This is a genomic window from Enorma shizhengliae (assembly GCF_009676995.1).
GTDB classification, from domain to species: Bacteria; Actinomycetota; Coriobacteriia; order Coriobacteriales; family Coriobacteriaceae; genus Enorma; species Enorma massiliensis.
On record NZ_VTFZ01000005.1, the window covers coordinates 57,814 to 83,048 of the forward strand.

The 25,235-nt window shown below is 64.1% G+C and carries 18 protein-coding genes and 1 tRNA gene; 8 read left to right on the forward strand and 11 right to left on the reverse strand.

Going from position 1 to position 25,235, the window contains the following annotated elements:
- The first annotated feature begins 169 nt into the window (after nt 1-169).
- Together galE and GJE22_RS04930 are read left to right on the forward strand one after the other, a co-directional pair.
- The gene (gene galE / locus GJE22_RS04925) at nt 170-1,231 is read left to right on the forward strand and encodes a UDP-glucose 4-epimerase GalE (RefSeq protein ID WP_144688235.1); all 1,062 of its coding nucleotides are present in this window, start codon (nt 170-172) and stop codon (nt 1,229-1,231) included.
- Between the two features lie 82 nt (nt 1,232-1,313).
- Entirely contained in the window at nt 1,314-2,327 is a 1,014-nt protein-coding gene (locus tag GJE22_RS04930) for a polyprenyl synthetase family protein (RefSeq protein WP_144688234.1), read from the forward strand.
- 178 nt (nt 2,328-2,505) lie between these two features.
- On the opposite strand, the gene GJE22_RS04935 is transcribed toward GJE22_RS04930, so the two are convergent.
- Genes GJE22_RS04935 through GJE22_RS04945 form a run of 3 tightly spaced genes read right to left on the reverse strand, consistent with a single transcriptional unit; the run spans nt 2,506 to nt 5,815 of the window.
- Entirely contained in the window at nt 2,506-3,258 is a 753-nt protein-coding gene (locus GJE22_RS04935; RefSeq protein ID WP_235895818.1) for a TVP38/TMEM64 family protein, read from the reverse strand.
- On the reverse strand, nt 3,255-5,093 hold the full coding sequence (locus GJE22_RS04940) for a HAMP domain-containing sensor histidine kinase (RefSeq protein WP_144688233.1): 1,839 nt from the start codon (nt 5,091-5,093) through the stop codon (nt 3,255-3,257). Before GJE22_RS04940 ends, GJE22_RS04935 begins: the two co-directional genes overlap by 4 nt.
- Nucleotides 5,090-5,815, reverse strand: a complete 726-nt coding sequence (locus GJE22_RS04945) for a response regulator transcription factor (protein WP_186297414.1) — start codon at nt 5,813-5,815, stop codon at nt 5,090-5,092. Before GJE22_RS04945 ends, GJE22_RS04940 begins: the two co-directional genes overlap by 4 nt.
- A gap of 461 nt (nt 5,816-6,276) precedes the next feature.
- Here GJE22_RS04945 and GJE22_RS04950 point away from each other — a divergent pair, with 461 nt between their 5' ends.
- Together GJE22_RS04950 and GJE22_RS04955 are read left to right on the forward strand one after the other, a co-directional pair.
- The gene (locus GJE22_RS04950; protein WP_186297413.1) at nt 6,277-7,179 is read left to right on the forward strand and encodes a peptidoglycan-binding domain-containing protein; all 903 of its coding nucleotides are present in this window, start codon (nt 6,277-6,279) and stop codon (nt 7,177-7,179) included.
- Between the two features lie 46 nt (nt 7,180-7,225).
- Nucleotides 7,226-7,299: transfer RNA gene (locus GJE22_RS04955), tRNA-Gln, on the forward strand.
- A gap of 502 nt (nt 7,300-7,801) precedes the next feature.
- Here GJE22_RS04955 and GJE22_RS04960 read toward each other — a convergent pair.
- Complete coding sequence (locus GJE22_RS04960) at nt 7,802-8,716, reverse strand: ATP-dependent sacrificial sulfur transferase LarE (RefSeq protein WP_144688232.1); 915 nt, start codon at nt 8,714-8,716, stop codon at nt 7,802-7,804.
- A 231-nt stretch (nt 8,717-8,947) separates the two neighbouring features.
- Between GJE22_RS04960 and GJE22_RS04965 the strand changes: the two genes are divergently transcribed.
- Nucleotides 8,948-9,613, forward strand: coding sequence for an HAD family hydrolase (locus GJE22_RS04965; protein ID WP_144688231.1), 666 nt, complete (start codon nt 8,948-8,950; stop codon nt 9,611-9,613).
- Nucleotides 9,614-9,633: 20 nt separating this feature from the next.
- Here the strand turns inward: GJE22_RS04965 and GJE22_RS04970 are convergent, their stop codons facing one another.
- Nucleotides 9,634-10,989 carry a LacI family DNA-binding transcriptional regulator gene (locus GJE22_RS04970; protein ID WP_235895817.1) on the reverse strand — a complete coding sequence of 452 codons (1,356 nt, stop codon included), beginning with the start codon at nt 10,987-10,989 and terminating at the stop codon, nt 9,634-9,636.
- 171 nt (nt 10,990-11,160) lie between these two features.
- Here GJE22_RS04970 and GJE22_RS04975 point away from each other — a divergent pair, with 171 nt between their 5' ends.
- On the forward strand, nt 11,161-11,946 hold the full coding sequence (locus GJE22_RS04975) for a type III pantothenate kinase (protein ID WP_144688230.1): 786 nt from the start codon (nt 11,161-11,163) through the stop codon (nt 11,944-11,946).
- A gap of 189 nt (nt 11,947-12,135) precedes the next feature.
- Here the strand turns inward: GJE22_RS04975 and GJE22_RS04980 are convergent, their stop codons facing one another.
- The 6 genes from GJE22_RS04980 to GJE22_RS05005 all read right to left on the reverse strand — a co-directional run bounded on the left by GJE22_RS04980 (nt 12,136) and on the right by GJE22_RS05005 (nt 22,108).
- A complete protein-coding gene (locus GJE22_RS04980) occupies nt 12,136-12,858 on the reverse strand; it encodes an NUDIX domain-containing protein (protein WP_186297412.1) in 723 nt (240 codons plus the stop codon).
- A gap of 243 nt (nt 12,859-13,101) precedes the next feature.
- On the reverse strand, nt 13,102-16,638 hold the full coding sequence (gene nifJ / locus GJE22_RS04985) for a pyruvate:ferredoxin (flavodoxin) oxidoreductase (protein WP_144688229.1): 3,537 nt from the start codon (nt 16,636-16,638) through the stop codon (nt 13,102-13,104).
- Between the two features lie 740 nt (nt 16,639-17,378).
- Complete coding sequence (gene recR / locus GJE22_RS04990; RefSeq protein WP_144688228.1) at nt 17,379-17,975, reverse strand: recombination mediator RecR; 597 nt, start codon at nt 17,973-17,975, stop codon at nt 17,379-17,381.
- 216 nt (nt 17,976-18,191) lie between these two features.
- Entirely contained in the window at nt 18,192-18,512 is a 321-nt protein-coding gene (locus GJE22_RS04995; protein WP_019128736.1) for a YbaB/EbfC family nucleoid-associated protein, read from the reverse strand.
- A 90-nt stretch (nt 18,513-18,602) separates the two neighbouring features.
- Nucleotides 18,603-21,704, reverse strand: coding sequence for a DNA polymerase III subunit gamma/tau (gene dnaX, locus GJE22_RS09955; RefSeq protein WP_218957891.1), 3,102 nt, complete (start codon nt 21,702-21,704; stop codon nt 18,603-18,605).
- 209 nt (nt 21,705-21,913) lie between these two features.
- Nucleotides 21,914-22,108, reverse strand: a complete 195-nt coding sequence (locus GJE22_RS05005) for a hypothetical protein (protein WP_019128734.1) — start codon at nt 22,106-22,108, stop codon at nt 21,914-21,916.
- Nucleotides 22,109-22,283: 175 nt separating this feature from the next.
- Between GJE22_RS05005 and GJE22_RS05010 the strand changes: the two genes are divergently transcribed.
- Both GJE22_RS05010 and GJE22_RS05015 read left to right on the forward strand, forming a co-directional pair.
- Nucleotides 22,284-24,122, forward strand: coding sequence for a serine/threonine-protein kinase (locus GJE22_RS05010; RefSeq protein ID WP_186297411.1), 1,839 nt, complete (start codon nt 22,284-22,286; stop codon nt 24,120-24,122).
- Complete coding sequence (locus GJE22_RS05015; protein ID WP_144688226.1) at nt 24,119-25,231, forward strand: DUF3662 and FHA domain-containing protein; 1,113 nt, start codon at nt 24,119-24,121, stop codon at nt 25,229-25,231. The genes GJE22_RS05010 and GJE22_RS05015 overlap by 4 nt, the downstream gene beginning before the upstream one ends.
- Nucleotides 25,232-25,235: the final 4 nt, after the last annotated feature.

Consider the following 25,235-nt stretch of genomic DNA (forward strand, 5'->3'; position numbering starts at 1 on the left):
TTCGCATAAGGATAGCGCATTCCACCGCGCTCTGAGGCCCGAGTGGGATATTCATCGCTCCTCCCATGCGTCGCAACTCGCCCTTCATGCAACGGCTATACTTTTGGAAGCACAGCGCGCACCAAAGCAGGAGCAGCGCGTTCAGGCAAACCCAACGTGAGGAGCTTTCATGGCACAGACACTTGCACCCCAGGATACCTGCGTTCTCGTTACCGGCGGAGCTGGGTTCATCGGCTCCCACACCGTGGTTGAGCTGCTTCAGCGCAACTACAAGGTGGTCGTGGTCGACAACTTCTACAACGCGAGCCCCGTTGCCCTCGACCGCGTGCGCGAGATCGTTGGGCCCCAGGCCGCCGAAAACCTTGTCTTCTACGAGGCAGACGTGAATGATCGCGACGCCCTCACCAAGATCTTCGATGCCGAGCAGCCCTCCCGTGTCATCCACTTTGCCGGCTACAAGGCCGTGGGCGAAAGCGTGCAGAAGCCCATCGAGTACTATCAGAACAACATCGGCAACACGCTCACCCTTGTTGATGTCATGCGCGAGCACGGCTGCAAGGACATCATCTTCTCAAGCTCGTCGACCGTCTACGGCGACCCGGACAACCCGCCCGTGACCGAGCAGGACCCCAAGAAGCCCGCCACCAACCCCTACGGCTGGACCAAGTGGATGATCGAGCAGATCCTCATGGACCTGCACACCGCCGATCCGGAGTGGAACGTCGTGCTGCTGCGCTACTTCAACCCCATCGGAGCGCACCCCTCGGGCCTCATTGGCGAGGATCCCAAGGGCATCCCCAACAACCTCGTGCCCTACGTGGCGCAGGTGGCCGTGGGCAAGCGCCCGTTCGTGCAGGTCTTCGGCGACGACTACCCTACGCCCGATGGCACCGGCGTGCGCGACTACATCCATGTGGTCGACCTCGCCTGCGGCCATGTCGCAGCGCTTGAATGGATGAACGGCCGCTCCGAGGTGGGCATCTTCAACCTGGGCACGGGCACCGGATCCTCCGTGCTGGACGTGATTCACGCCTTCGAGAAGGCCTGCGGCAAAGAGCTGCCGTACCAGATCTGCCCGCGCCGCGCCGGCGACATTGCAGCCAACTGGTGCGATGCCACCAAGGCTGAGCAGGAGATGGGCTGGAGGGCGCAGTACAACATCGACGACATGTGCCGCGACTCCTGGAACTGGCAGTCCAAGAACCCCGACGGCTTCGCCACCGCCCAATAAGTCATATGGGGACGGGGTTGTTTTGGCTCAATGAGTCAAAACAACCCCGTCCCATTTTGCACCACGAATGAAAGCTTGCACTATGGCCAACGCCTTCGCCGCATACCTCGCCGAGCACCACCATGATCTGGACGCGTATCTGGATTCGTTCTTTACGGAACAAACCCAGCATGCGGACCTTGAGCGCTACCTGTACGCACCGCTCGCCGCCTTTTCCGCCAACGGCGGCAAGCGGCATCGCCCTCTCATCTGCATGCTCGCGGCACGCGCCGTGGGCGGTGATCCCGCTCGCGCCCGAAGCGCCGCGGCGGCAATCGAGCACTTCCAGAGCGCGGCCCTCATTCACGACGACATCGCCGACAAGGGCCAGCTGCGGCGCGGCAAGCCTTGCATGTACCTCACGGAAGGCGTAGGCCGCGCCATTAACTGTGGCGACTACGACATCACGCTTTCCACCGACGCCGTGCTCCGCGACGAAGCGCTCGACGCCCCCCTCAAGCTCCGCGTACTCGGCGAGCTGACCGCCATGATGCAGCGAACCGTCGAAGGGCAGGCACTCGACCTGGGCTGGGTGCAAAACGAGCGCTTCGACCTCACGGTTCAGGATTACCTCACCATGGCAACGCTCAAGACCGCGCACTACAGCGGCGCCGTGCCGCTCGCGGTAGGAGCGATGGTGGGTGGAGGAAGTGAGCAGCAGGTAGAAGCCTTGCGCAGCTTTGGCTTGGCTACCGGTCTGGCTTTCCAGATCCAAGACGACCTTTTGAACCTTGTGGGGGATGCGGGCGACAAGGATTTCCGCAACGACATCACCGAGGGCAAGCGGACCCTTGTAGCCGTTCATGCCTTGGAGCACGTCGAATCCGAGAGCCGGCGTGAGCTTGTTGAAATCTTGCGCAGCGGCACCCAAGATGCCGCCCTACTCGAACGCGTTGTGGAAATCTTCGACGAGACGGGCTCGATCGCCTTTGCCCACGACTATGCCCTCCGCCTGACCGAACGCGCCAAGGAGGAGCTCTCTGGCATCGAGCTCGAAAACGACTGCCGCGAGCTGCTCCTCTCCATGGCCGATTTCTTCGTCGAACGCCTCAGCTAGCGCGTGGGGCGCGTGGGATACGCGGGTCGCATGGGGGGTCGATGACTCACGCGACCCACGCGACGGAGGATGAATCGCGCACACCTGGTGTCTGCGTTTCATTTCTGAGCAGACGGACCGCTCGAGTTTCCGCGACCTGCACTTTGACGATTCAACACCGGGTGTCTGCGTTTCATGCTTAGCGCAGGCGCCGGCTCACGAGAACGCCCACTAGCGCTAGCACCACTGCGACTGCCAGCGAGATGCCCGTAACCAGATAATTGCCCGAGCCAAAGGACGATGCCGCAACCGTCGACGTGACGATCGAGGGGATGCGACCCACCGTGGTGATGAGCAGGACCGGAAGAAACCGCGCTCGGGTAAGGCCGGCGAAGTACGTGAGGAAATCCTTGGGCGTGCCCGGAATCAGGAAAACGATGAACATAACGAGCTCGAGCCGGCGCTCGTCGCGCAGCCACGAGAAGCGGTCGAGCATCGAGCGGTCGAAGAAGAGCCCCACGACGCGCCAACCCCAGCGATGGACGGCCCAGTATACCAGGCTTGTTGCGAGCGCACTCGCCACCAGGCAAAGCGCCGTGCCCTCCCAGAAACCGAAGGCATAGCCGCTCGCAAGCTCGATGGGCTCACCCGGAAGGAACGCGAGCACTACCTGGATCATATTGATACCGATCATCGCAAGGCGGCTCAGCACGCCCCATTGGTCCACGAAGGCGCGCACCGCTCGGGCATCCATGAGCCACGCGACAGCACCGGGCACGTAGCGCCAGCAGGCAATGCCGAGCAACGCACCCATGACAACCAGCACCGCAATCGCGATGACCCGTTTGCGCCGAAGAGCCGCAGGACCTCCCGCCTCAAGCTCCGCTGCCGCGCGAGCGGATCCGGGCGCCTGCGGGATGCCCGGCGCACGATTCTCCACCTGCTCCATCATCGGTTCTCCTCGTTCGTATCCACGGCGAACGTAGCCGTCACACAGGCGCCGCCGCCCTCAAGATTTCCCAGCTCAACTGCACCACCGTGCAAGCGCGCGAGCGTGCGCGCGATGTTGAGCCCCAGGCCGAAATGCTCGGCCGATTTGGCCTCGCTGTAGAAAGGATCGCACCCGTGGTGCAGCGCCTCCGCCGTGAAACCGTGGCCATCGTCCGTGACCACAAGCTCTAGGCGCACGTCGCCGCGCGCTCCTGCAGCGAGCGAGCTCTGCTCGGGCTGCAGCAAATCAACGCTCACCTCCACCTTCGAACGCGCATGGTCGCAGGCATTGCCCAGCAGATTGCCAAGCACCTCCTCAACCAATTGCATATCGATGGAGAGGGGCTCGGGGCACGACTCGGCAGCGCGTTCGGCATCCGGCACGACGACGTGCCCGTCACCCGCGCCGGCGGCACCCCCGGCATCCGGCGCGGCAACGCTCCCGTCACTCGCCCCGGCAGCGCGCATGGCGTCGCCCAACGAGAAGAGCAGCTTGCAGCCGTTCCCGCGCGTGGCAACATAGCCCGCCGCCTGGCGCTCGAGAATGCGGGCAACATCGGATGGGGCGCATGCCGACCGCATGACCTCGCGGTCTTCCAGCTTGGTAACACGGCTCATAAGCTGCGCGTAAGATTCCAGGCGGTCGGCTTGGCCGGAAAGCGTGTCGAGCGTCTTGCGCACGTCCTCCCCACTTCCCGCACGATTGGCCTTCATGCGCGCCATTTCGAGCGTTCCCTTGAGCACCGTCACCGGCGTGCGCAGATCGTGCGCGAACGCGGCGTTAAGACGCCTGCGGTCCTCGGCCGTGCGCCATAGCTCGCGCTGGGTGGCGAGCAGCGAAGACCGCATGCCCCCCATCGCCGTTCCGAGGCGCCCCAGCTCGCGCCCGCGCACAGCACCAATCTGAAAGTCGAGGTCCTGCCGTGCAATGCGGTCGGCCGCCGCCTCCAGCACGGAAAGCGGGCCCCCGATGTGGCGCCGATAAAACCGGCGGAACAGCAGCACCGCGAGGCCTCCAAAGGCAACGATGGGCACCCCCACGCCCGCCACCAGCCGCAGCGTCCAGCCAATCCAGGTGAGATAACTCGCCTCGTCGAGCGACACGTAGTAAGCGACATTCGAGAGCACGACATCTTCGCCAAGGTTCGTGTTCGCGAACTCCTCAACCGTTTGCAAGCGCTCGGCACGCTCGCGCGCGTCATACGCGGGAAGGTCGCTCACGCTCACCGTGGCCTCGGGATTGTATGGAGTGCCATCGGTCTGAAGGTAATCGTTCTCGGTATAGTTTCCGCCCCAATCGGACACACGGTACGAGGGATCGCTGCGAAGAAGCTCCATCGTCGCGTCCACAGCCTGCATATCGCGATTCCAGCCTCCGGCCACGACACCCGCGGACGAATAGCTCTGCGCCGAGTTGACAAACGCTACGAACACGACCTGCTCGTAGAAATCCTGCAGGTATACGGGCGTCGCTCGCAACAGCTCATCGGTCTGTGCGTCGTAGATGTACGGCCCCGCGTTCACCTCAACATGCTCCGACCGGTGCTCTTCCGACACCCGGTAGTACACCTCCATGAGCGCGTCGATAGCAACGAGCGTCACCGCGCTGGCCGCCACGAGCCACACGAGCGCATACACGAAAAACGCCCGCATGATCGAGGGGTTGCGCCACCAAACCCGCAGCCGGTCGCGCAGGCGGCGAAGACGGCCTCCGCGCTGCGAATCGCCGGCAGCAGAAGCCGTCGCCCGCTCCGCTTGGCCTTGCTCCCGCAGCCTATCGTCCTGTCTTCCGCTCATCGCGCAGCCCACCTATAGCCAACGCCCCACACCGTCTCGATGACTTCGCCATCCACTCCCGCCTCCGCAAACTTCTTGCGCACTCGACGAACATGCTCGCGAACGATGGATGGGTCGCCCGTTGCTCCCCACCCCCATACCTGCTCGTAGATGTGCACGCGGTCGTACACGCGCCCTGGGTTCTTGCTCAGCAGCGCGATGATGTCGAACTCCGTGCGTGTGAGGTCAAGCGCGATGCGAGCATCCCGGGCCGAGACCTCGACCGTACGCTCCGCATAATCGATCGTGAGGTCATGGAAGATGCGGACGCTCTGTGGCCTCGACGCGTCGCGCCGCGCCTCACGAGCCAGATGCGCACGCACGCGACCGCCCAGCACCTCGAGCGAGAACGGCTTGAGCACATAATCGTCGGCGCCGGCAGCGAACCCGTCGAGCTGGTCGACGTCCTCCACGCGCGCCGTAAGGAAAATGATCGGGCAGCTAAGGTGCTCGCGAATACGGCGGCAGAGCTCGAACCCGTCCATGCCGGGCATGTTCACGTCGAGCAAGGCGAGGTCGATCCCGGCGTGCTCCTCCGTCAAGCTGCGGTTGACCGCACGAAGCGCCTCCTCGGCGCTTTGCGCGCACACGGTTTCATACCCTTCCATGCGGAAGAACTCCTCAAGCATCTGCACGATCGAAAGCTCATCGTCCACGATAAGCAGTCGCTGCTCTGGCCCCATTCCCATCAACCCCACATCGAACTCACTGCATCCGGATGCCGGAACCCCTGTCTTGCCAGCGCGCCCAAGGGGCTCGCCACCTTTTCCGCCGCCGTCGTGCTAGGCCGCGGGTTTTGCCAACACGCCGTCGCACTTGGCAACGAGTCTCGCCCGCACGCCGTCGCGCTTGGCAACGGATCCCACCTGCGAGCCACGCGCTCGGCCGCGGGTTTTTGCCCGCACGCCGTCACACTCGGCCGCCGCCCGCGCACAAGCGACCAAGGCGCCCGCCGTGTCGCCGGGGTTTCCGCTATCATCATGCCAAGTAAATGTCGACAATCCATCTACCATTCCGATGTTTTTCAGGCGGAAGCACGCCCGCGGGCAGCGATGCGCGCAACTTGATAGACTATACAAAGAAGATGAACCAACGAAACCACGCCGCAGCGTCGGCGCAGGGCAAGCATAAAGAAAGAAGCAGCATGGAAGCAATCACCTCGGGCATGCAGGGACCGGCCGTCGAAGACGTGCAGGCGCGCCTCACCCGCTTGGGCTACACCATCGATGCCGCAGAGCTTGAGGCTCAGGAGTTCGGCCCCGCCACCGCAAAAGCGGTTCAGGAGTTCCGCGCGAACATGCAACTCGATGCGGGAGATACCGTGGATACCGCATGCTGGAGCTCCCTCGTCGACGCCTCGTACGCGCTCGGCGACCGCACCCTCTACCTGCGCCTTCCCAACTTCCATGGGGCCGATGTTATGGAGCTCCAGCACGCGCTCAACACCCTGGGCTTCTCGTGCGGGCGCGCAGACGGCTCGTTCGGCCCGCACACCGAGGCGGCCCTCCAGCAATTCCAGGAGAACGTAGGGCTCTTTGCCGACGGCATGGCCTTCCAGGACACCTTCAACTACATTCACCGGCTGCGCCACGTGTGGGAGGGCAAACCGCCCGTCGTGGACGCCGAGGAGCGCACCGGTTTCGCGCGCGCAGCGAGCGTGCTCGAGCGCAACCGAATCGCCGTCATGGGAGTGGACCCCATCGCGCGCAACGTCGCGTCGCGCATGTGGAACATCGCCACTGCGACGACAGACGGCAGCGGCATGCAGCTGTGCGACAGCGAAGCGCCCGACGACGTCGATATGATTTTCGAGCTCGCGAGCTCGGAGCTTCCCGAAGATGCCGCACCGCGCGCGACCATCGTGCTGGCAGACTGCCCCAATGTATCGCGGCGCATTCGTACCGCACTCGCTGCTTCCACCACGCGGCCAACGCTCATCCGGTTTGAGCTTACGGGGATCACGAGATACGGATCGTTCACCTCAAGCGATGCACAGGCACTTGCCGTGCAACTGCTCGATGGCGTTTGCGATGCGCTGAGCGATTAGGTACACTGATTGGGCTGAGCGCGCCTTTGGGGCGCCGGCTATGCTTTGGGGCATCGTCCAGCGGCAGGACCCCGGTTTTTGGTGCCGGTTACGGGGGTTCGAATCCCTCTGCCCCAGCCATGCAATACGTGCAGTTCAAAGTATCTAACATGCTTTGAACTGCTTTCTTATCTCGCTCATGCGAAACACCAATGCGAAATACTTGCGGTAAGCGTTTGGATTTGCCAACAGGCTCAGCTTCTATCGAGAGCCGCCGCAGCCCGATTTCCGCCACGGGGCTCGCTGATGCCGCGTACGGGTATCCGTCCGGCCCGGCGCATGTGCCCCAAAGCCCAAAACATGGCCGTCCCACAGCCCAGCATCCAAATTTGCGCTAAATCGGTCATGTATACTGGAATTCGAGGGTGCGTTTTTGTCATCGTGCAGGTAGACGGCCTCTCGCACCCCACACTACCTGGACGGTTACGAATATTGACCACCGTTTCCCAGATAAAAAGACCGACTTAGCGCAAATTTGACTACCCAAATCACGCCAATTAACCGAAGCATACTTTTCTATACATTTCGGAAATTTGTTACCTGCGTTTATGTTTCGTTCTATTCATCAAGATTCGAGAGCGGCTCACCTGTTCATGCTCCCTTTGCTGTAAAGCACAACGTAAGGGTTCACCACGCCGTCAACACAGCCTGCAAGATGGGCGCTCATCTCCTCTGGAAGCGCGACGCGCGACGCGCCCTCCTCGCTCGGCGCGCTCTCCCCATGCCATGCGCCCTCCTCGTGCGGCACACTCGCTCCGTCACTGGCATCTGCAGGGGCTCCCGCCGATGCAAGCACGCGCAAATCCTCGGACGAAGCCTCAACCTGCAAGGACCCCTCAATCAAGCGCGCCCGAACCTGATGAAGCCCATGCTCATGCAGATAGTCCTCGCAAGCGCGCACGGCGGCGAGCTTCCGCTCCGTAAGCGGCTCGCCGCACGGGATGCGCGTCGCCAAGCATGCGCCGGCCGGCATGCCCCACATCGGGATGCCCCATTCACGCAGCAGCGCACGCTCCTCATCCTTGTGCCAGCCAGTCTCTAGAAGCGGGGAACGCACCCCAAGCTCCTCGAGGGCGCGCATGCCAGGCCGATAATCGCCCGCATCGTCCGCGTTGCTACCATCCACGACCACCTCGATGCCGCGCGCCCGCGCCTCGGCCAAGATTGCCGAAAATCCAGCCAACTTACAGTAATAGCAGCGGTTCTCGTCGTTTCGAACAACGCTTTCCAAAGAGAAGGGATCGAGGGGAACCGCGATGAGCGGCAGCCCGAACGCCGACCCGCCAGATACTGCAGCCCGCTCAACCGACGCCAGCTCAGGCGTTGCCGAAAACGGAGTCTCGATATGCATGAGCACCGCTCGACTCGGCACCGCTCGCGCGCAAACCGCAGCCAAAAAGGTGCTGTCGACACCCCCGGAATATCCGACGGCAACCGATTTCCAAGAATCAAGCAGCTCTTCGAGCGCCTGCAGCTTTTCCCGCGTTTCGCGTTCCACGTCATCCTCCGACTTCTTCGCGGTTTCCGGTCCCTCTTGTACCCATCGCAGGCCTGCTCTGGCACAATAATGTGGTCATCTCGTCGACGGTCCGTCGGCCCGTCACATCGGCTCGCCCATGCAATCGATGCTGACCCGCCACACGACCGTAGCAGCACGCTCGCGCTGCCGCCGCTGGCCTAGCCAAACATTCGCAGCGACAGAGCATGAACCTTCGTGAAGGGAACCCCTATGATTAAAGCGGTGCTTTTCGATCTTGACGGCACCCTCGTTGACACCGAGCTGCTCAGTGCGCGCGCATGGCTGGCATCTGGCGAACGCCTGGGGCTCGATGTGAGCGAAGAGCTGATCAAAAGCTTCGTAGGACGCACGGCCGATGCCGTTACCAACATGCTCGTCGAACACCTGGGAATTACCGAAGCAACTGCCCACGAGCTCTTTTCGCTCCATCGGAGTATCAAAGAAGAGCTCATGGAAAACGAGCTCGCAGCCAAGCCCTTTGCCGCGAAGGCGCTCTCCGTGCTCAAGGATCATGGCTTCGCGCTGGGACTCGCCACTTCGTCGTATCGTCCGGTTGCGGAGCGTGAGCTCGAACCGTTCGGCATGCAGGCGTATTTTGACAGCATCACCTGTGGCGATGAGATTGAGCACGGCAAACCGGCCCCCGATATCTACCTGCTCGCCGCCGAACGCCTCGGCATGCGGCCCGAGGAGTGCGCAGTCGTCGAGGACTCCCCCAACGGGGTTCGCGCAGGAGCCGCAGCTGGCATGTCGGTCTTCTTGGTGCCGGATACGATTGAGCCCACGCCCGAGATTCGATCGATGTGCGTCGATGTGCTCGGCTCGCTCGATGAGCTCGCGGGCGCAATTAGGCTGCGCAACGAGGAGATTGCGTAACGCCAAACCCGCAAAAGCCGCTAAAGATACGAGCCCATGTCGAGCTCGGCAAACGCGCGGACCGCTCCGAGCCCAGAAAGCTCCGACCTATGCGCCGCCCCCTGCCCGACCGTGCTCGCTCGCTCCAGCAAAAAGGGCCGAACGAGCTCATGCGTGGCCTCGCCGCGCAGCACGGCAGAAGGCCTCACCGCAACCCGGCTTGTGCCGCTTCGGATGGCATCAGTGCTGGAGGCGCCGCCCGAACCTTGGGCGCCCCGCGCACCCTCCGCGCCGCGGGTACCACCCACACCCAGGGTGCCACTCACTCCCAGGGTGCCACTCACTCCCCGGGCGCCACCCGTGCCGTGGGCTTCGGCCGCACCGCGGGCACTCCCCCCGCCATTCCGGATGCCGATCACGCTGCCCTGAGCCCCGACCGCACCGCTCCGGCCGTTCTTCTCTTCCATAGCCGCGATTTGGCCCACGAGCATTTGGACCCCTTTGCGGCCAATCTCGTATCCAGCAGGCGAACAGGTGGTCAGCGGCACCGCCCCTCCCCAGGCAAGGGGGTTTCCATCGCACCCTGCTACCATGATGTCGCCCGGCACATCGCACCCTGCCGCCTGGACACCCTGGATGGCTCCCGCCGCGATAGCATCTGCCAGGCCTATGATCGCATCCGGCCGCTCGCGGCTCGCACGCTTCGCAAGCTTCTCCCCCAACCGAGCACCATCAGTAGATCCGCAACGGCTTCCCTCATCAAGCACTTCGAACGAGCATTCAGGGTGCTCGGCACCAACGGATTGTATGCCCGCAAGGCGCTCGGCAAGCGGAGGCAGCGAAGCATATCCGATCACGGCAACCCTGCGTGCCCCGCACGCGACGACATGCTCTGCAATCAAGCGGCCCTGAGCCCGATAGTCTGCCGAAACCGAGAGCACCTCACGCGGCGCACCCAGGGCACCTAGGTACACCACCGGCACCGAAGGCGCATGCTGGGGCGGAGACACCCGATACGTCGATGGCTGCACCAGCACGCCAGCAAGCTGCATACCAGTACAAAACCGCAGATAGCGCCTTTCAACCTCTGCGTTTTCGTTTGAATTCATGATGACAAGATCGAGGCCCGCGCGCTCGGCTTCGTTGCGGGCACCGCTTGCTATCTGGACGCTGCAACCATGGTTGAGGCGCGGCAAAACGAGCCCGATTACCGCGTTGGACCCCCCGGCCAGCAGGCGCGCGCTTTGGTTGGGAAGGTAGCCCAGGCGCTCGATGGCCTCTTCGATCAGCCGACGCGTCTCGGGGCGCACGCGCTCTGGGTGGTTGATCGCATTCGATACCGTTCCCAGCGAGACGCCCGCCTCGCGTGCCACGTCGCTGATGTTAACTCGCGCCATCTTGCTCCCGCTACTTTTCCACATCGTGTATTGCCGATTTCGGCATGGTATCTCAGTATAGCAACTCTTTGAAACGCTTTAATGGCGGACGGAGCCTTGGTATACAATGATGGCGCAACGCATACCGTCACCAAACTCCAAGTTCGTGACGAAACGACCGTAGGGAGGCCCATGCTCCTCGCCATAGATATGGGAAACACGCAAACGGCGCTCGGCCTCTTCGACGCCGACGAGCTCGTACGCTCTTGGCGCATGCCAACCGACCGCACGTTCACTGCGGACGAAATCCATGTTCGTCTGCTCGGCTACCTGCGCATGTACGGCCTTACCCTTGAATGCGTAGACGAAATCGCCTTCGCTGGCGTGGTCCCGCAGCTCACCCGCGAATGGCGCGCCTTCGCTCAGCGCATCGCAGCGAGAAGCATCGCCGTGGGAGCGGACACCGCCGCCGTTACATGCATCCACGCTCCACATCCCGAGGAGGTGGGCGCCGACCGTATCGCCAACGCCGTGGCCGCTGAAAAGCTCTACGGAGCGCCGTCGATCGTGGTCGACTTCGGCACGGCGACCAATATCGACGTGGTCGATTCCGACGGCTACTACATCGGCGGCGCAATCGCCCCGGGGCTGCGCATCTCGATGGACGCCCTCGTTGCCCGAGCCGCCCGAATTGCAAGCATCCCGCTGGAGACGCCGCCCCACGCCATCGGCCGTACCACCGAGGAGGCCGTGCAGAGCGGCGCCGTGCTCGGAACGGCTGCTATGGTCGAGGGGCTTGTTGGCCGTATCCGGGCCGAGCTGGGGGCGCCCGAAGCCCGCGTCATCGCGACCGGAGGGCTTGCGAACATCGTGGCAGATTCAACCAACGTATTCGATGTTGTCGACGGGCAGCTCACCCTCAAGGGCATCTGCGAGATAGCTCGACGCATGCGCGACCGCGTACCGCGCACGGCGTAAAACGGCCCGCATTCCTAGCCTGCTCGGGCAGACAGGCACGTGCCGCCGAATTAATCCAGTTTTTCAGACTCCCGCACCAAGGGAGCAATCAAACACCCATCGATACCTGCGGTATTGTGAGCATAAGGGCCGCGCCCATTGGACACGGCCCTCAGAAATCGGGTTTAATCGACGCGGCTGCCTTCAGTGTCACGCAACGGAGCCCTCGTCTCCCTGCATGGCGTCGTCCGCAGCAAGCCGATGCGCCATGACATCGCAGGCAAGCGCGCCCACCACCGTTTTAGCATCCTCGATTTTGCCATCGAGCACGGCATCCACGAGCTCCTGCACATCGACCAGCTCGACGTTCAGGAATTCGTCCTCGTCGGGCTGGGCCCCCTCAAACGAAAGCTGGGTAGCAAGGTAGATATGGATGAGCTCGTCGGTAAATCCACCCGAGGTGGCGATGGTCGTGAGGTAGGCGATGCGCCCCGCTACAAAGCCGGTCTCCTCCTTGAGCTCGCGCTTCGCGCAGTCGAGCGGCTCCTCGCCGGGGTCCATCTTGCCCGCGGGAATCTCCACCGTCACGCGGTCGAGCGCCGTGCGGTACTGGCGCACGAGCGCGATCTTTCCGTTCTCCGTGAGGGCAACGATGGCTACGGCCCCGCAATGGCGCACCACGTCGCGCACGGAACAACGACCGTTCGGAAGCTTGACCTCCATGCGTTCGACATCGAAGATCTTGCCGCTCCACATGGTCTCTTGCGTCAAGATTTGCTCGTGCAGCTCGGCGTCGTGCTCGCCTTCGTCGCCGGGAACCAGATGGCCTCCGTCTTCGGCAGAGGGCACCTCCTCTGGCATCGCGTCCGCATAAGCATCTTCCAGGTCGTCCGTAGTTGAGCTATCGACCATTTTTTCTTCGATCTCTGCCATGTGTCTCCCCTTCGCTCAGCGCGCGTGTAGTGCGCAGTCACGTCAGTTGTACCCAACAACGCATCACGCTACGCCGGCGCAGAGCCTTCTGAATACCCGCCGCATACAAGAGGAGAAAGGGCCCCGGGAGCAACCCGGAGCCCTTGATGAATCGCAGGCACCCGGTATGCGCGATTCATTCAAACGAAAGGAGGCCCCGAGGGAATCCCCCGGGGCCTCCTATAAGGAGCTAGAACTCAGGCCTTAGACCTCAGCGTAGACATCCTTGAGCTTCAGCAGGTGCTGATAGCGGGCCATTGCGGCCTCCTCGTTCTCCTTGAAGAGCACCTCGGCGCGCTCGGGGAACGAACGGGTGAGCGAAGCATAGCGGGCCTCGTTCATCAGGAACTCCTGATAACCGCCCTTCGGCTCCTTGGAGTCGAGGGCGAACTTCTTGCCCACCTCGGCGGCGGGGTTGAAGCGGAAGAGGTTCCAGTAGCCGCACTCCACGGCCTTCTTCATCTCGGCCTGGCAGTTCTGCATGCCACCCTTCTTGATGGAGTGCATCTCGCAGGGGCTGTAACCGATGATGAGGGACGGACCGTCGTAGGCCTCGGCCTCCTGGATGGCCTTGAGCGTCTGAGCGGGGTTGGCGCCCATGGCAACCTGGGCCACGTACACATAGCCATAGCTCATCGCGATCTCGGCAAGGCTCTTCTTCTTGGTGGTCTTGCCGGCCGCGTCGAACTGGGCCACCTGGCCGAGGTTCGAAGCCTTAGAGGCCTGGCCACCGGTGTTGGAATACACCTCGGTGTCGAACACGAAGACGTTGACGTCGTTGTTGCTGGCGAGCACGTGATCGAGGCCGCCGAAACCGATGTCATACGCCCAGCCGTCGCCGCCGAAGATCCAGAAGCTCTTCTTGGTGAGGAAGGACTTGTCGGCGAGGATCGCCTTGGCCTTGTCGCAGCCGCAAGCCTCGAGGGCCGCGATGTAGGCAGCAGCGGTGGTCTTGGATGCCTCGGCGTCCTTGCGAGCGTCGATCCAGGCCTTACCGGCAGCCTTCACGTCCTCGGGCGTACCCTCGGCAGCGATGAGCTCCTCGGTCAGCACCACGAGCTTGTTCTGAACGGCCTCGTAACCGAGCGCCATGCCCAGGCCGTGCTCGGCGTTGTCCTCGAAGAGGCTGTTGTTCCACGCCGGACCATGACCGTCCTTGTTGACCGTGTACGGCGAACGGCCAGCCGGGTTGCCCCAAATGGAGGAGCAGCCGGTAGCGTTGGAGATGAACATGCGGTCGCCGCAAACCTGGGTGACGAGGCGCGCATAGGCGGTCTCGGCGCAGCCGGCGCAGGAACCAGAGAACTCAAGCAGCGGCTGCTTGAACTGGCTGCCCTTGACGTTTGCAGCCTCGAGCACGGGCTTCGGCGAGACCTCGGCCACGCAGTAATCGAAGGTCTTCTGCTCCTCGAGCTCCTGCTCCTGCGGCACCATGGTGAGGGCACTCTTCGGGCAGACCTTGGCGCAGTTGGTGCAGCCCATGCAGTCGAGCGGGCTGATGGCCATGGTGAACTTGAGGCCGGTGTCCTTCGGCATCTTGATGTCGAGCGTGCGCATGCCCTCGGGCGCGTTCGCAATCTCCTCCTCGGTCAGGCCGAACGGGCGGATCGTGGCGTGCGGACACACATACGAGCACTGGTTGCACTGGATGCACTTGTCGGCGTCCCAATGCGGCACCATGACGGCGACGCCGCGCTTCTCGTACGCAGAGGCACCCTGCTCGAACTGGCCGTCGGCGTGATCGACGAACGCGGAGACGGGGAGCTCGTCGCCCTCCATGCGGTTGATGGGCTCCATGATGTTCTTGACCTGCTTGACGAGCTCGGGACGGCCCTTGAGCTCGGCGGCGGGAGCCTCGTCGGCGGCGTCGGCCCACTCGGCAGGAACCTCATGCTTCACGAAGGCGGTGGCGCCGGCATCGATGGCCTTCCAGTTGGCCTCGACGACGTCCTGGCCCTTCTTGGCGTAGGACTTCTCGGCAGCATCCTTCATGTACTTGATGGCATCCTCCTGCGGGAGCACGCCGGCGAGCGTGAAGAACGCGGACTGGAGGATGGTGTTGGTGCGCTTGCCCATGCCCACCTGAACCGCCAGGTCGATGGCGTTGATGGTGTAGAGCTGCACGTTGTTCTTGGCGATGTAGCGCTTCTCAGCCGCAGAGAGGTGCTTCGAGAGCTCGTCGAAGTCCCACTGGCAGTTGATCATGAGCGTGCCGCCGGGCTTCACACCCTGGGCGATCTTGAAGTGCTTGGTGATGTAGCTGGGGTTGTGGCACGCCACGAAGTCGGCCTTGGTGATGTAGTATGGGCTCTTGATGGGCTGATCGCCAAAGCGCAGGTGGCTGATGGTCACGCCGCCCGTCTTCTTGGAGTCGTACTGGAAGTAGGCCTGAACGTACTTGTCGGTGTGGTCGCCGATGATCTTGATCGAGTTCTTGTTGGCGCCCACGGTACCGTCGCCGCCAAGGCCCCAGAACTTGCACTCGATGGTGCCCTCGGCCGCGGTGTTGGGCGCGTCGGCGTCCATGGGGAGGGAGAGGTTGGTGACATCGTCGACGATGCCGATGGTGAACTCGCGCTTGGGCTCGTCGGCCTTGAGCTCCTCGTAGACCGAGAACGCAGCCGCGGGCGGCTCGTCCTTGGAACCGAGGCCGTAGCGGCCGCCGACAACCTTGATGCCGGTCTTGCCGGACTCATAGAGCGCAGAGACGACGTCCTCGTAGAGCGGCTCGCCGATGGAACCGGCCTCCTTGGTGCGGTCGAGCACGGCGATCTTCTTGACGGTCTCGGGCAGCGCAGCGATGAAGTGCTCGATGGACCACGGACGATACAGACGGACCTTGATCAGGCCGACCTTCTCGCCATGGGCGTTGAGGTAGTCGATGACCTCCTCGAGGGTATCGCAGAAGGAGCCCATGCAGACCACGACGCGGTCCGCATCCGGCGCGCCATAGTAGTCGAAGAGGTGATAGTTGGTGCCGAGCTTCTCGTTCACCTGGTTCATGTAGTCCTCGACCACCGCGGGCAGCTCGTCGTAGGTCGTGTTGCAGGCCTCACGGTGCTGGAAGAAGACGTCGCCGTCCTCGTGGGTGCCGCGGTTGTGCGGGTGCTCCGGGTTGAGGGCGTGGTCGCGGAACGCCTGGACGGCGTCCATGTCGCACATCTCGGCCAGATCGTCGAAGTCCCACACGGCGACCTTCTGGATCTCATGCGAGGTGCGGAAGCCGTCGAAGAAGTTCAGGAACGGCACGCGGCCCTTGATGGCGGAAAGGTGCGCCACGGCGGCGAGGTCCATGACCTCCTGGACGTTGGTCTCGGCGAGCATGGCGAAGCCGGTCTGGCGGCAGGCCATCACGTCGGAGTGATCGCCGAAGATGTTGAGCGCGTGGGAGGCAACCGTACGCGCGGAGACGTGGAACACGCCCGGCAGGTGCTCGCCAGCGATCTTGTACATGTTCGGGATCATGAGCAGCAGGCCCTGGGAAGCCGTGTAGGTGGTGGTCAGCGCACCGGCGCAGAGCGAGCCGTGGACGGTGCCCGCGGCGCCCGCCTCGGACTCCATCTCGATGACCTTCACCGGGGTTCCGAAGATGTTCTTCATCCCCTGGGCTGCCCACTGGTCGACATGGTCGGCCATGGGGCTGGACGGCGTGATGGGGTAAATCCCCGCAACTTCGGTGAACGCATACGATACGTATGCGGCGGCCTCGTTGCCGTCCATGGACTTGAACTTGCGCGCCATATACCCTCTCCTCTCATAGGTATACAGGTTCCCGGTGCCTGGTGCGCCGGGGCTTTTCCGCATTTCTTGGAAAATCGCTGGTACTAGGCCGTGTCTGCGCAATTGGCGCGGCCGCATGCGTCGGGCTTCGGCGATGAGGGGAAGCCGTCTGCTGGCGAAAATCCATATGCGTCGTTATTGTACCGCGTTCACGGCAGGCGTAATCGTGAATCTGAATAGGTGAGGTGAATTGGAGGGGCTGCGCCCATCGTGGCAGGTCCGGAGTTATCCCCCATCCACCGGACCGGCTCCGAAGCCACCCCCCCCCCGATCAGCGCTGCAAATCTGGAGTTATCCGCGCCCAACGTTGCAGATTTGGAGTTACCGCATGCCCAAGGCGGGCACGCTACCGCTCAACGTCGCCGATTTGGAGTTACACGGGGCCGAGATTCGCCGAGCGCGGCAAAATTGGAGTTACCGTCACCGGCCCGCCCTCCGAGTGCAGCAAATCTGGAGTTATGCATAGCGAGCGCGGCATATATGGAGTTAAGGCCACCTACAGAGGCCGATAACTCCTGATCTGCAGCGCTCGTTGCCCTTAACTCCAAATCTGAAACGGTGAGCAGAACGTAACTCCAAATATGCAGCGATAAAAACGCCGTGCAGGAAATCACGATCTGAGGTGCTCTGAATTGCCACGGACGAGGAGTGAGCACGCCTTACGCGCGGCGACCGATGAGTGAGCGGCAAAGCGGGGTGCCTCAGAGTGCGCGGCGGGCTTCGATGGCGCGGCCGAGGGTCAGCTCATCTGCGTATTCAAGGTCGCCGCCCACGGGCAGGCCACTCGCCAAGCGGCTCACCGTCACGCCCAGCGGCTTGATGGTGCGTGCGAGGTAGCTCGCGGTGGTCTCACCCTCGATGTTGGGGTTCGTAGCGATGATGACCTCTTGGATGTCTTCCTCGCCCAGGCGCATAAGCAGCTCGCGAATATGCAGCTGCTCCGGACCGATCTTGTCCATGGGGCTGATCACGCCGCCGAGCACGTGGTACAAGCCGTGGTAGCTGCCCGTGCGCTCGATGGCGGTCACATCACGCGGCTCGCCAACCACGCAGATGCGCGTGCGATCGCGCATGCTGTCCATGCAGATGGGGCACTCGTCGGCCGTAGCGTAGTTAAAGCAACGGCTACAGAAGTGCACGTGCTCTTTCACATCGAGGATGGCCTGCGCCAAACGGCGCGCCTCGTCGGCGTCGGCTTCGAGCAGGTGGTAGGCGATGCGCTGGGCACTCTTGGGACCGATGCCCGGCAAACGCCCCAGCTCATCGAGCAAGCGTTGCAAATCTTGGTTGCTCGCCATGGCATCCTTCCTCATCGGCTTCCACGAGCGACATTCGGTGTTACGGGGTCACACGCACCGTGTGCAAGCACATTCGCGACGGATATCAACGGTTATTTCGCAATGAACCTAGTGGAGCGGTGTCCTTGGCAAAAGAATTTGCAGGTAGAACACTTGTGCAGTTTCGTGCTACTCGACTAGTCCAAAAACAACCGTTGATTTCCGAATCGAGTGAACTTAGAACGGCATGCCCGGAATGTTGAGGCCTCCGGTAACGGCGCCCATCTGGCGGTTCGCAAGCTCGCCGACGCCGCGCAGGGCCTCGTTCACAGCTGCCATAACCATGTCCTCGAGCATCTCGACGTCCTCGGGGTCGATGGCTTCCGGATCGATCTTGAGCGAAGTGACCTGCATGTCGCCGCTCACGGTGACCTTGACCATGCCGCCGCCGGCCGACGCATCGACCGTGGACTGCGCGATGGTCTCTTGTGCGGCGGCGAGCTGTTCCTGCATCTTGCGAGCCTGCTTCATCATTTGCTGCATGTTCATCTGAGCCATGGGAACTCCTTTGATTGCGGTGCGGCGCGCATCTGGCAAACCGGGCGCGCCGCGAAATTTGACGTTGGCATCGTACCATGAACGAGCGCGCTACTCCGCGCCGCCCACCTGCGTCACCTTTACTCCGTCGCCGAATACGCTGCCCAGCACCGATGCAATATCGTCAGCGCCTTCGTCGCCCATGGAGACGGAGGGAGCCGGCATTGCAGGGGCCGAATCAGGGGCTGAGGGCACAGAGCCGGAAGGTCCGCCGGCCGCCGGCATCGGGGACGCGGCTGGCGTAGCCCAGGGAACAGATGACGGAGCGGCAGGTTGAGCGACATCGGAAGAAGATGCCTTCGGCTGCGAAGACGACGAGGACGCAGCCGCTTGCGCTGAGGGCGCCGCAGCAGCAGCGACCTGCGGCGCGCCAGCCGTGGAGGCTGCGGAAGAAACCGTCGTAGGAGCCGCTACCACAGAGGTTGCAGAAGAGCTAGCCGCAGGAGCGGGAAACGGTGATGCGGCAGCATCGAGATCCGCACCGGGCAAATCGAACGGGGGCAGGTCGTCGTCATATGCCATGGCGGCAGCGTCGTCGTAGGGCACCTGGTCGTCATCCCATGCAGGGGCCTCGGAGGCCGGTGCCTGGACGGGCTTTGCGAAAGCAGGGGCCGGTGCTTGGGCGGGCTCTGAGGGAGCGGGATCTAGCTTGCGCTCCGGCACCGAGGGGGATGGCTCAGGCGCTGGGCCAAGCTCCGCCGGGGCAGGAGCCCACGGAGCAGAATCTGGCGACAGCCCGGATGCGGGTTCCTGGGCGGCCGGCATGGCTGAGGGTTTTTTGGCCACTGGCTCGGACGCATCGGGCGATGCCGAAGCAGCAGGAGAGGAATGGGTCGCCGGGGCTGACGATTCCGCTGCAACCTGGGACGCCGCCGGGGCCTCTGCGACCTGGGGCCCCGGCGGCGCCGTGGCCTCGGGCCGTGCGGCCGATGCAGGTGCCTCCGGCACAGAAGCAGCAGGAGCTGAAGGCTGTGGGACGGAAGTTTTCGGCGCAGCGGCAGAACCATCCATCACGTAGTGCACCGCACGGTTACCAAAAACAGCGCACACCTGCGGAAGCACGACCTCTTGCGTGTCCGGCCGGCCGAGCATCGTGATCGCAAAGCCCGAACCGGGAGGGAAGCTCACCGTAAGCGCGGACCCGTCGTCGGATTGCGCGCGGGAGCTCTGCAGAAGCGCACCTCTCGAAGGCTGGGCCGCGGTAACCCGTTTCACCACATCGCTCCACTTGCGCTGCAGCTCGCCCGCATCGGTCACCGCGGGCGTGGGGGCCGCAGCCGACGCAGCGATCTCGGCCGCAGACGGGCGCGAGGAAGCGGCTGGGGCGGCGGCTGCCGAAGGGCGCGAGGGAGCTGCCGCTGCGGTCGGGGCAGCCTGCCCCGCTCCGCTCGCCGGGCGAACAGCTTCGGAACCGGAAGCGTGCTCAGCCCCGGGCCCTCCGGCACGTGCGGGCCCCCGCCCGGTAGCACGCGCGGCCTGAACTCCCTGATCAGAACGCACGTCGGCTTCCCGCCGTTCGGCGCGAACCGAAGGATCCATCACCCTAGAATCCTGCGGAACAACGGGGGCGACGGGCACCGCGCCACGCTCCTCAACATGTGCGGCGGCAGCCTCGGTCGGCGTGCTCACCGATGGGCGATGAGCCTCACCAGCAGCATGGGAAGCCTCGGCACGGGTGAACGCGTCGCCCTCAACCGGCGATGCCATCTGCTCCCCCGCAAATTCGGCGGTTTTTGCCCCCGCCGGCGCGAAAGCCTGCTCCGCCGCAGAGACGACTGCCCCGGCGGGAGCGGATACCTTATCGGGTTTGGAAGTTCCAGCCGAACCGGAAGCTCCCGCCAGCGCGGGAGCCTCAGCCGACACGGGCGCCCCGGCTGGCATGGGCGCCTTGGCCTCGTTCGGCACGGGCGCCTTCGTCACCGCCCCTCGCACGCCGGCAAGCGCAGCCACCCCGCTCGCATCAAGAGGCGCTGCGGGCACACCGGAAGCAATCCGGGACTCCAAGCGGTCAATTCGCTCGGCAAGCGCTTCGAGCGTTAGGTCGGATTCGGGGCGAGCAAGCCGGGTAAGTGCGATTTCGAGCACCAGGCGCGTATCTGCTGCCGTGCGCATCTCGAGCGCAGCGTCGTCAAGCACCGTGAGCGCGCGCGCCAGGCGGTCGGCCGTCCCGAACAGCCCGGCCTCCTCGGCCAGCGCTTCGACGTCCTCCGCCCCATCGAAGAGCTCGGGGCGCGCACCCGCCACGCTTACCATATATATATCTCGCGTGTGCGCCACGAGGTCGCGCGTAAGCTCCATGAGGTCCTCGCCGGTATCAACCTGCGTGCGCACGAGCCCGAAGAGCGTGGCCACGTCACGCGCCGCGATGGCCCGGCTGAACTCTGAGAGCACCGTGCCCGACACCTCACCCAGCAGTGCCCGAGCGTCCGATGCATGCACCGAGCCGTTGCCGAATACCGACAGCTGCTCCAGCGTAGACAGCGCGTCGCGCATGCCGCCGCGGGCGTGCTTCGCCACGATTTCGAGCGCCTCGGTATCGTAGTCGAAGCCCTCCTGTTCGCAGATGTAGGCGAGCCTGCCCACAATGTCATCGTTGCCGATACGGTGAAAATCGAACCGCTGGCAGCGCGAAAGGATGGTTTCGGGAATCTTTTGAGGATCGGTCGTGCAGAGCACGAACAGCACATGCTCGGGAGGCTCTTCGAGCGTCTTGAGCAGGGCGTTGAACGCCTGCGTGGTGAGCATGTGGACCTCGTCGATGATATAGATCTTGTATGCGCCGCGCACCGGGGCGAAGCTCACCGAGTTGATGATTTCCTCGCGGACGTTATCCACGCCGGTGCGGCTTGCAGCGTCGAGCTCGTAGACATCCGGATGCGTGCCCTCGGCGATGCGCTGGCATTCCTCGCACGAGCCATCCGGCATGCAGCCAGAGGCGCCCTCGGCGCGGGCGGCGGCGGCGCGCTCGCAGAGCAGCGCCTTGGCAAGGATGCGCGCCATGGTCGTCTTGCCCGTGCCGCGCGGGCCGCAGAACAGGTACGCGTGACTCAAGCGGCCCTCTGTGATGGCATGCTCCAGCGTTGAAACGATATGTCGCTGTCCCACCACGCTCTCGAACGTCAACGGGCGGTATTTACGATAGAGCGACTCCATGGATTCTCCTTCGTGCAGTACGGTCGACGGCGCCGAGGTGGCCGCTCGCCAACCGGGCAACGGCGTGCCTCCATGATACCCTCCCGCGCGGTCACGCAAGCGCGAGCCTGCCGCCACGCGATTCGGCTCGAAGGGCCGCCGACGCGCCCCTCCCGGCTCGCCCGGCAGCCCCTTCGGCCTGCCCGGCAGCCCCCAAGCCGCCGTCAGCCTTACAAGCCGTGGGACGCCAGCCGGCGGTCGATCTCCTTGAGCGTGACGCGCGCGGCAAAGAGCTGCCGGTACGTCGCGGTCTTCACCTTGTTCTGCGCCTGCAGGTCCTCCATGCGCGCGACCGTGCTCGAAAGCTCCTCGCGCACCTCGGCCGCAAAGGCCTCGTACGCCGCCAACCGTTCTTGGTCCGTCATGGTCCCTCCCGTCACGCAGCCTTCATAACGGCAGCTATTGTCGCATGGTAAAATGTGCGCCAAGGCATACCGCACTCACATCACAAACGCACCAAGGATGGCCATGCCGCTCTTCTCGCAACATACCCGCCCCCCGCGGGGCGCATCGCCGCATAGCGCGGCCCCCCGCCCGGCAATGCCCGGACGCGCCGCTGCTACCCGTCGCGCGCCCGCGCCGCAGCCGGCGCCGGGAGCCACGGCGTCCGCGCTGCTCAAGCGCTATCGGCCGATTGAAACCCGCGCCACCGGCGGCTTCGGCAGCGTGGAGGTCTGCCTCGACGCTCGCCTGCAGCGCCGCGTGGCCATCAAGCGCATTCCCCTCGCCGCACCGTTTGAGGTCGCATCCAACGACGCGCGCGCCGACGCCCTGGCCGAGGCCCGCACCGCGAGCCTCCTGCAGCACCCCAACATCGTCACGGTCATCGACTTCACCTACGACAGCGCTTACGCCTACCTCGTCATGGAGTACGTCGACGGCATGTCGCTCGAGGAGTTCCTCGCCACGGTAGACGGCAACTCGCTCACCTACGACGAGTGCGCCTGCATCGCGGACGCCCTCGCGCAGGCGCTCTCCTATGCCCACGAAAACGGCGTGTTGCACCTCGACATCAAGCCGGCGAACGTGCTCATCGACCGGAGCGGCCACGTCAAGCTCGCAGACTTTGGCATGGCAACGCTCACGAGCGCCGCTGGCTTCGGCGGGGCGCGGGGCGGCACCATCGGCTACATGCCTCCCGAACAGCTACGCGGCGACGCAGTAGATGAGCGCAGCGACGTGTTTGCACTCGCCGCCGTGCTCTATGAATCCCTCTGCGCCACGGCGCCGTTCCGCGCGGGCACCCCCGCCGACTCGCTCAAGCGCATAGACAAGGGCGTCATCGTGCCCTCGGGCCTCCTGCCGGACATTCCCGCAAACAGCGAGGAAGCCCTGCTCTGCGCTCTCTCGCCCGAACCGTCGGAACGCATGGCGAGTATTGCAGACTTTAGCGACTGGTTCCTCCCCCACCTGGGAGACGCGCGCGAGGGGCGAAAAAGCCTTGCGCGCATGATTGAGAAGCTCACCGCCGACGACGAGGGCGATTCCGGGGAAACCGAAGCCACGGGGCAACGCCGCGTATGGGAGCTCGATCCTGCCGAGGGCTACCTGGGAAGCCGCACCCCGCGGGCGCGGGCGCTTGCCACGAGCGTGATCGGAGGCGTGGGAACGGCAATCTGCTGCGCCCTAATCCTCATAACCCTCGGGCTCGACATCCAGGCGAGCGTTCTCGCCGCGATCGCCATCGGCGCCGCCGGCGGCATCGCCCCGCAGATTGGCTCGGCACTGGTAGCCACGGGCTTCCTCATGATGATCATGAGCACCACGAACCTCATCGCCGTTTTGCCCGCAGCCGCCGTGCTCTGCGCGATTTTCATTGGATGGTGGTACACGTGGGGCCGCACGCTCGGAGCGGCCTCGGTGGCGCTCGTGTGCATCATGGCGCTCGGCGCCGCCACGGGCGATCCCCTCGTGCTCGCAGGTCCGGTGGCGGCCTTTGCGGGATATTTCCTGCCCGCAGTGCCCGCTGCCATCAGCTGCTCGCTCGGAGTTGCCCTCAGCCGATGGCTCGACCTCGCGATCGAGAACGGCGGGGCGCTCGAGAGCGCCGCCGCCTTCGCTTCGCTCGCTGATGCGCCCTTCCTTGCGGGGCTCGCGCTCATCGCTGCGACCGCTGCGGCAACGAGCGCCGCGCTCTCCCGGCACGCCCGCAACATGCGCGATTCGCGCGGCGGCGGCATGCTCGGCATTGCCTGCGCGCTCGCGGGAATTATGGTTGTTTTGCTGCTCTGTCTTGCAAACCCTATGGAAATTGCCAGCGTGGACACTGCATCGATTGCCAAGATTCTCGGGGCGGGAGCTCTATCCTCTATAATCATCGGCATATGTGTATATCTGCTTGGCTATCGCAAGGACATCCCGGAGGGTGATCGATCGTGAACTTCCTGAACATCTTCGAGGACCACGTGGCGGGCATCTTCGGTGCCGCGCGCGCCCCGTTCTCGTTTAAGAAGCTCGCCAAGCAGGCGGCTCGCGAGATGGAAGATCAGACCCTCGTGGTCAACGGCGCCAACACCGCGCCGGCGCTCTACACGATCCTCATCTCTGCCGACGACGATTCACTTATGGCGCCGTTCTACCCGCAGCTCGCACGCGAGGTCACGAGCTTTGTGAAAGCCCAGGCCGACAAGAAGCGCTACGGGTTCGTGGGCGAGCCCCTCGTGCGCTTCATGATCGACCCCGCCCTCAAGCCGGGAAAGTTCTCGGTCTTTGCCGAGAACGTCGACGGCCCCACGCTCGCCCGACTCTATGAGGAAGAGCGCGCCTATCAGAACAGCCTGAGCCAGAACTACGGGCGCTCCGCCGTCAATCGCGCGCAGCAGGCGCCCATGCCGCGCCAGCAGCCCGCGCAGCCGCGCCAGGCCGCTCCGGCGCGCCAGGCCCAACCGCGCCAGGCGGCTGCTCCCGAGGTTCGAAGCGCAGCGCAGCCTATCTCCCTTGCAGGCAACGCCCCCAGCGCAGCAGGCTTGGGCGCCGCTGCCGGTGCGGGCGCTGCAGCAAGCGCTGCGGTGGGTGTCGCAGCGGGCGTCGCCGCGAGCAACATCCCCGATCCGTTCGCGAGCAACGATGCTGCATCCCCCATCCCCGTGCCCAAGACCGTGGGCCGCGAGGCCCTCGCCGGCATGGGCGGCGCAGCAGCAACCGGCGCGTCGCTTGGAATCGGTGCCGTCCCCGCCGCAAGCAACCGCGCTCCCCTGCCCGCGCAGGCGACCGCCCAGCTCGTCGACGTTGTGACGGGAGACGTATACCAGGTGAACGGCCCGGCCTGCATCGTTGGCCGCGAGCGCGCCGTGGCCGATGTGGCCCTGCGCGATCCCAACGTGAGCCGCCGCCACGCTCAGCTCACCTCTACCGGAAACGACTGGTCCATCGAGGACCTCAACTCCACCAACGGCACGTTGGTGAACAACCGTCGCATCACGCGGTGCCCGCTGCGCAACGGCGACCTGCTCACCTTCGGGCTCAGCACCTTCGAATTTAGGAGCTGATGCG

What these genes read in the sequence shown, in the direction of transcription:
- GJE22_RS04930 (WP_144688234.1), top strand. Translation starts at nt 1,314, where the DNA reads ATGGCCAACGCCTTCGCCGCATACCTCGCCGAGCACCACCATGATCTG.
- GJE22_RS04945 (WP_186297414.1), bottom strand. Translation starts at nt 5,815, where the DNA reads ATGGGGCCAGAGCAGCGACTGCTTATCGTGGACGATGAGCTTTCGATC.
- GJE22_RS04950 (WP_186297413.1), top strand. Translation starts at nt 6,277, where the DNA reads ATGGAAGCAATCACCTCGGGCATGCAGGGACCGGCCGTCGAAGACGTG.
- GJE22_RS04940 (WP_144688233.1), bottom strand. Translation starts at nt 5,093, where the DNA reads ATGAGCGGAAGACAGGACGATAGGCTGCGGGAGCAAGGCCAAGCGGAG.
- GJE22_RS04975 (WP_144688230.1), top strand. Translation starts at nt 11,161, where the DNA reads ATGCTCCTCGCCATAGATATGGGAAACACGCAAACGGCGCTCGGCCTC.
- GJE22_RS04970 (WP_235895817.1), bottom strand. Translation starts at nt 10,989, where the DNA reads ATGGCGCGAGTTAACATCAGCGACGTGGCACGCGAGGCGGGCGTCTCG.
- GJE22_RS04965 (WP_144688231.1), top strand. Translation starts at nt 8,948, where the DNA reads ATGATTAAAGCGGTGCTTTTCGATCTTGACGGCACCCTCGTTGACACC.
- recR (WP_144688228.1), bottom strand. Translation starts at nt 17,975, where the DNA reads ATGGCGAGCAACCAAGATTTGCAACGCTTGCTCGATGAGCTGGGGCGT.
- GJE22_RS04980 (WP_186297412.1), bottom strand. Translation starts at nt 12,858, where the DNA reads ATGGCAGAGATCGAAGAAAAAATGGTCGATAGCTCAACTACGGACGAC.
- GJE22_RS05010 (WP_186297411.1), top strand. Translation starts at nt 22,284, where the DNA reads ATGCCCGGACGCGCCGCTGCTACCCGTCGCGCGCCCGCGCCGCAGCCG.
- nifJ (WP_144688229.1), bottom strand. Translation starts at nt 16,638, where the DNA reads ATGGCGCGCAAGTTCAAGTCCATGGACGGCAACGAGGCCGCCGCATAC.
- GJE22_RS04935 (WP_235895818.1), bottom strand. Translation starts at nt 3,258, where the DNA reads ATGATGGAGCAGGTGGAGAATCGTGCGCCGGGCATCCCGCAGGCGCCC.
- galE (WP_144688235.1), top strand. Translation starts at nt 170, where the DNA reads ATGGCACAGACACTTGCACCCCAGGATACCTGCGTTCTCGTTACCGGC.
- dnaX (WP_218957891.1), bottom strand. Translation starts at nt 21,704, where the DNA reads ATGGAGTCGCTCTATCGTAAATACCGCCCGTTGACGTTCGAGAGCGTG.
- GJE22_RS05005 (WP_019128734.1), bottom strand. Translation starts at nt 22,108, where the DNA reads ATGACGGACCAAGAACGGTTGGCGGCGTACGAGGCCTTTGCGGCCGAG.
- GJE22_RS04995 (WP_019128736.1), bottom strand. Translation starts at nt 18,512, where the DNA reads ATGGCTCAGATGAACATGCAGCAAATGATGAAGCAGGCTCGCAAGATG.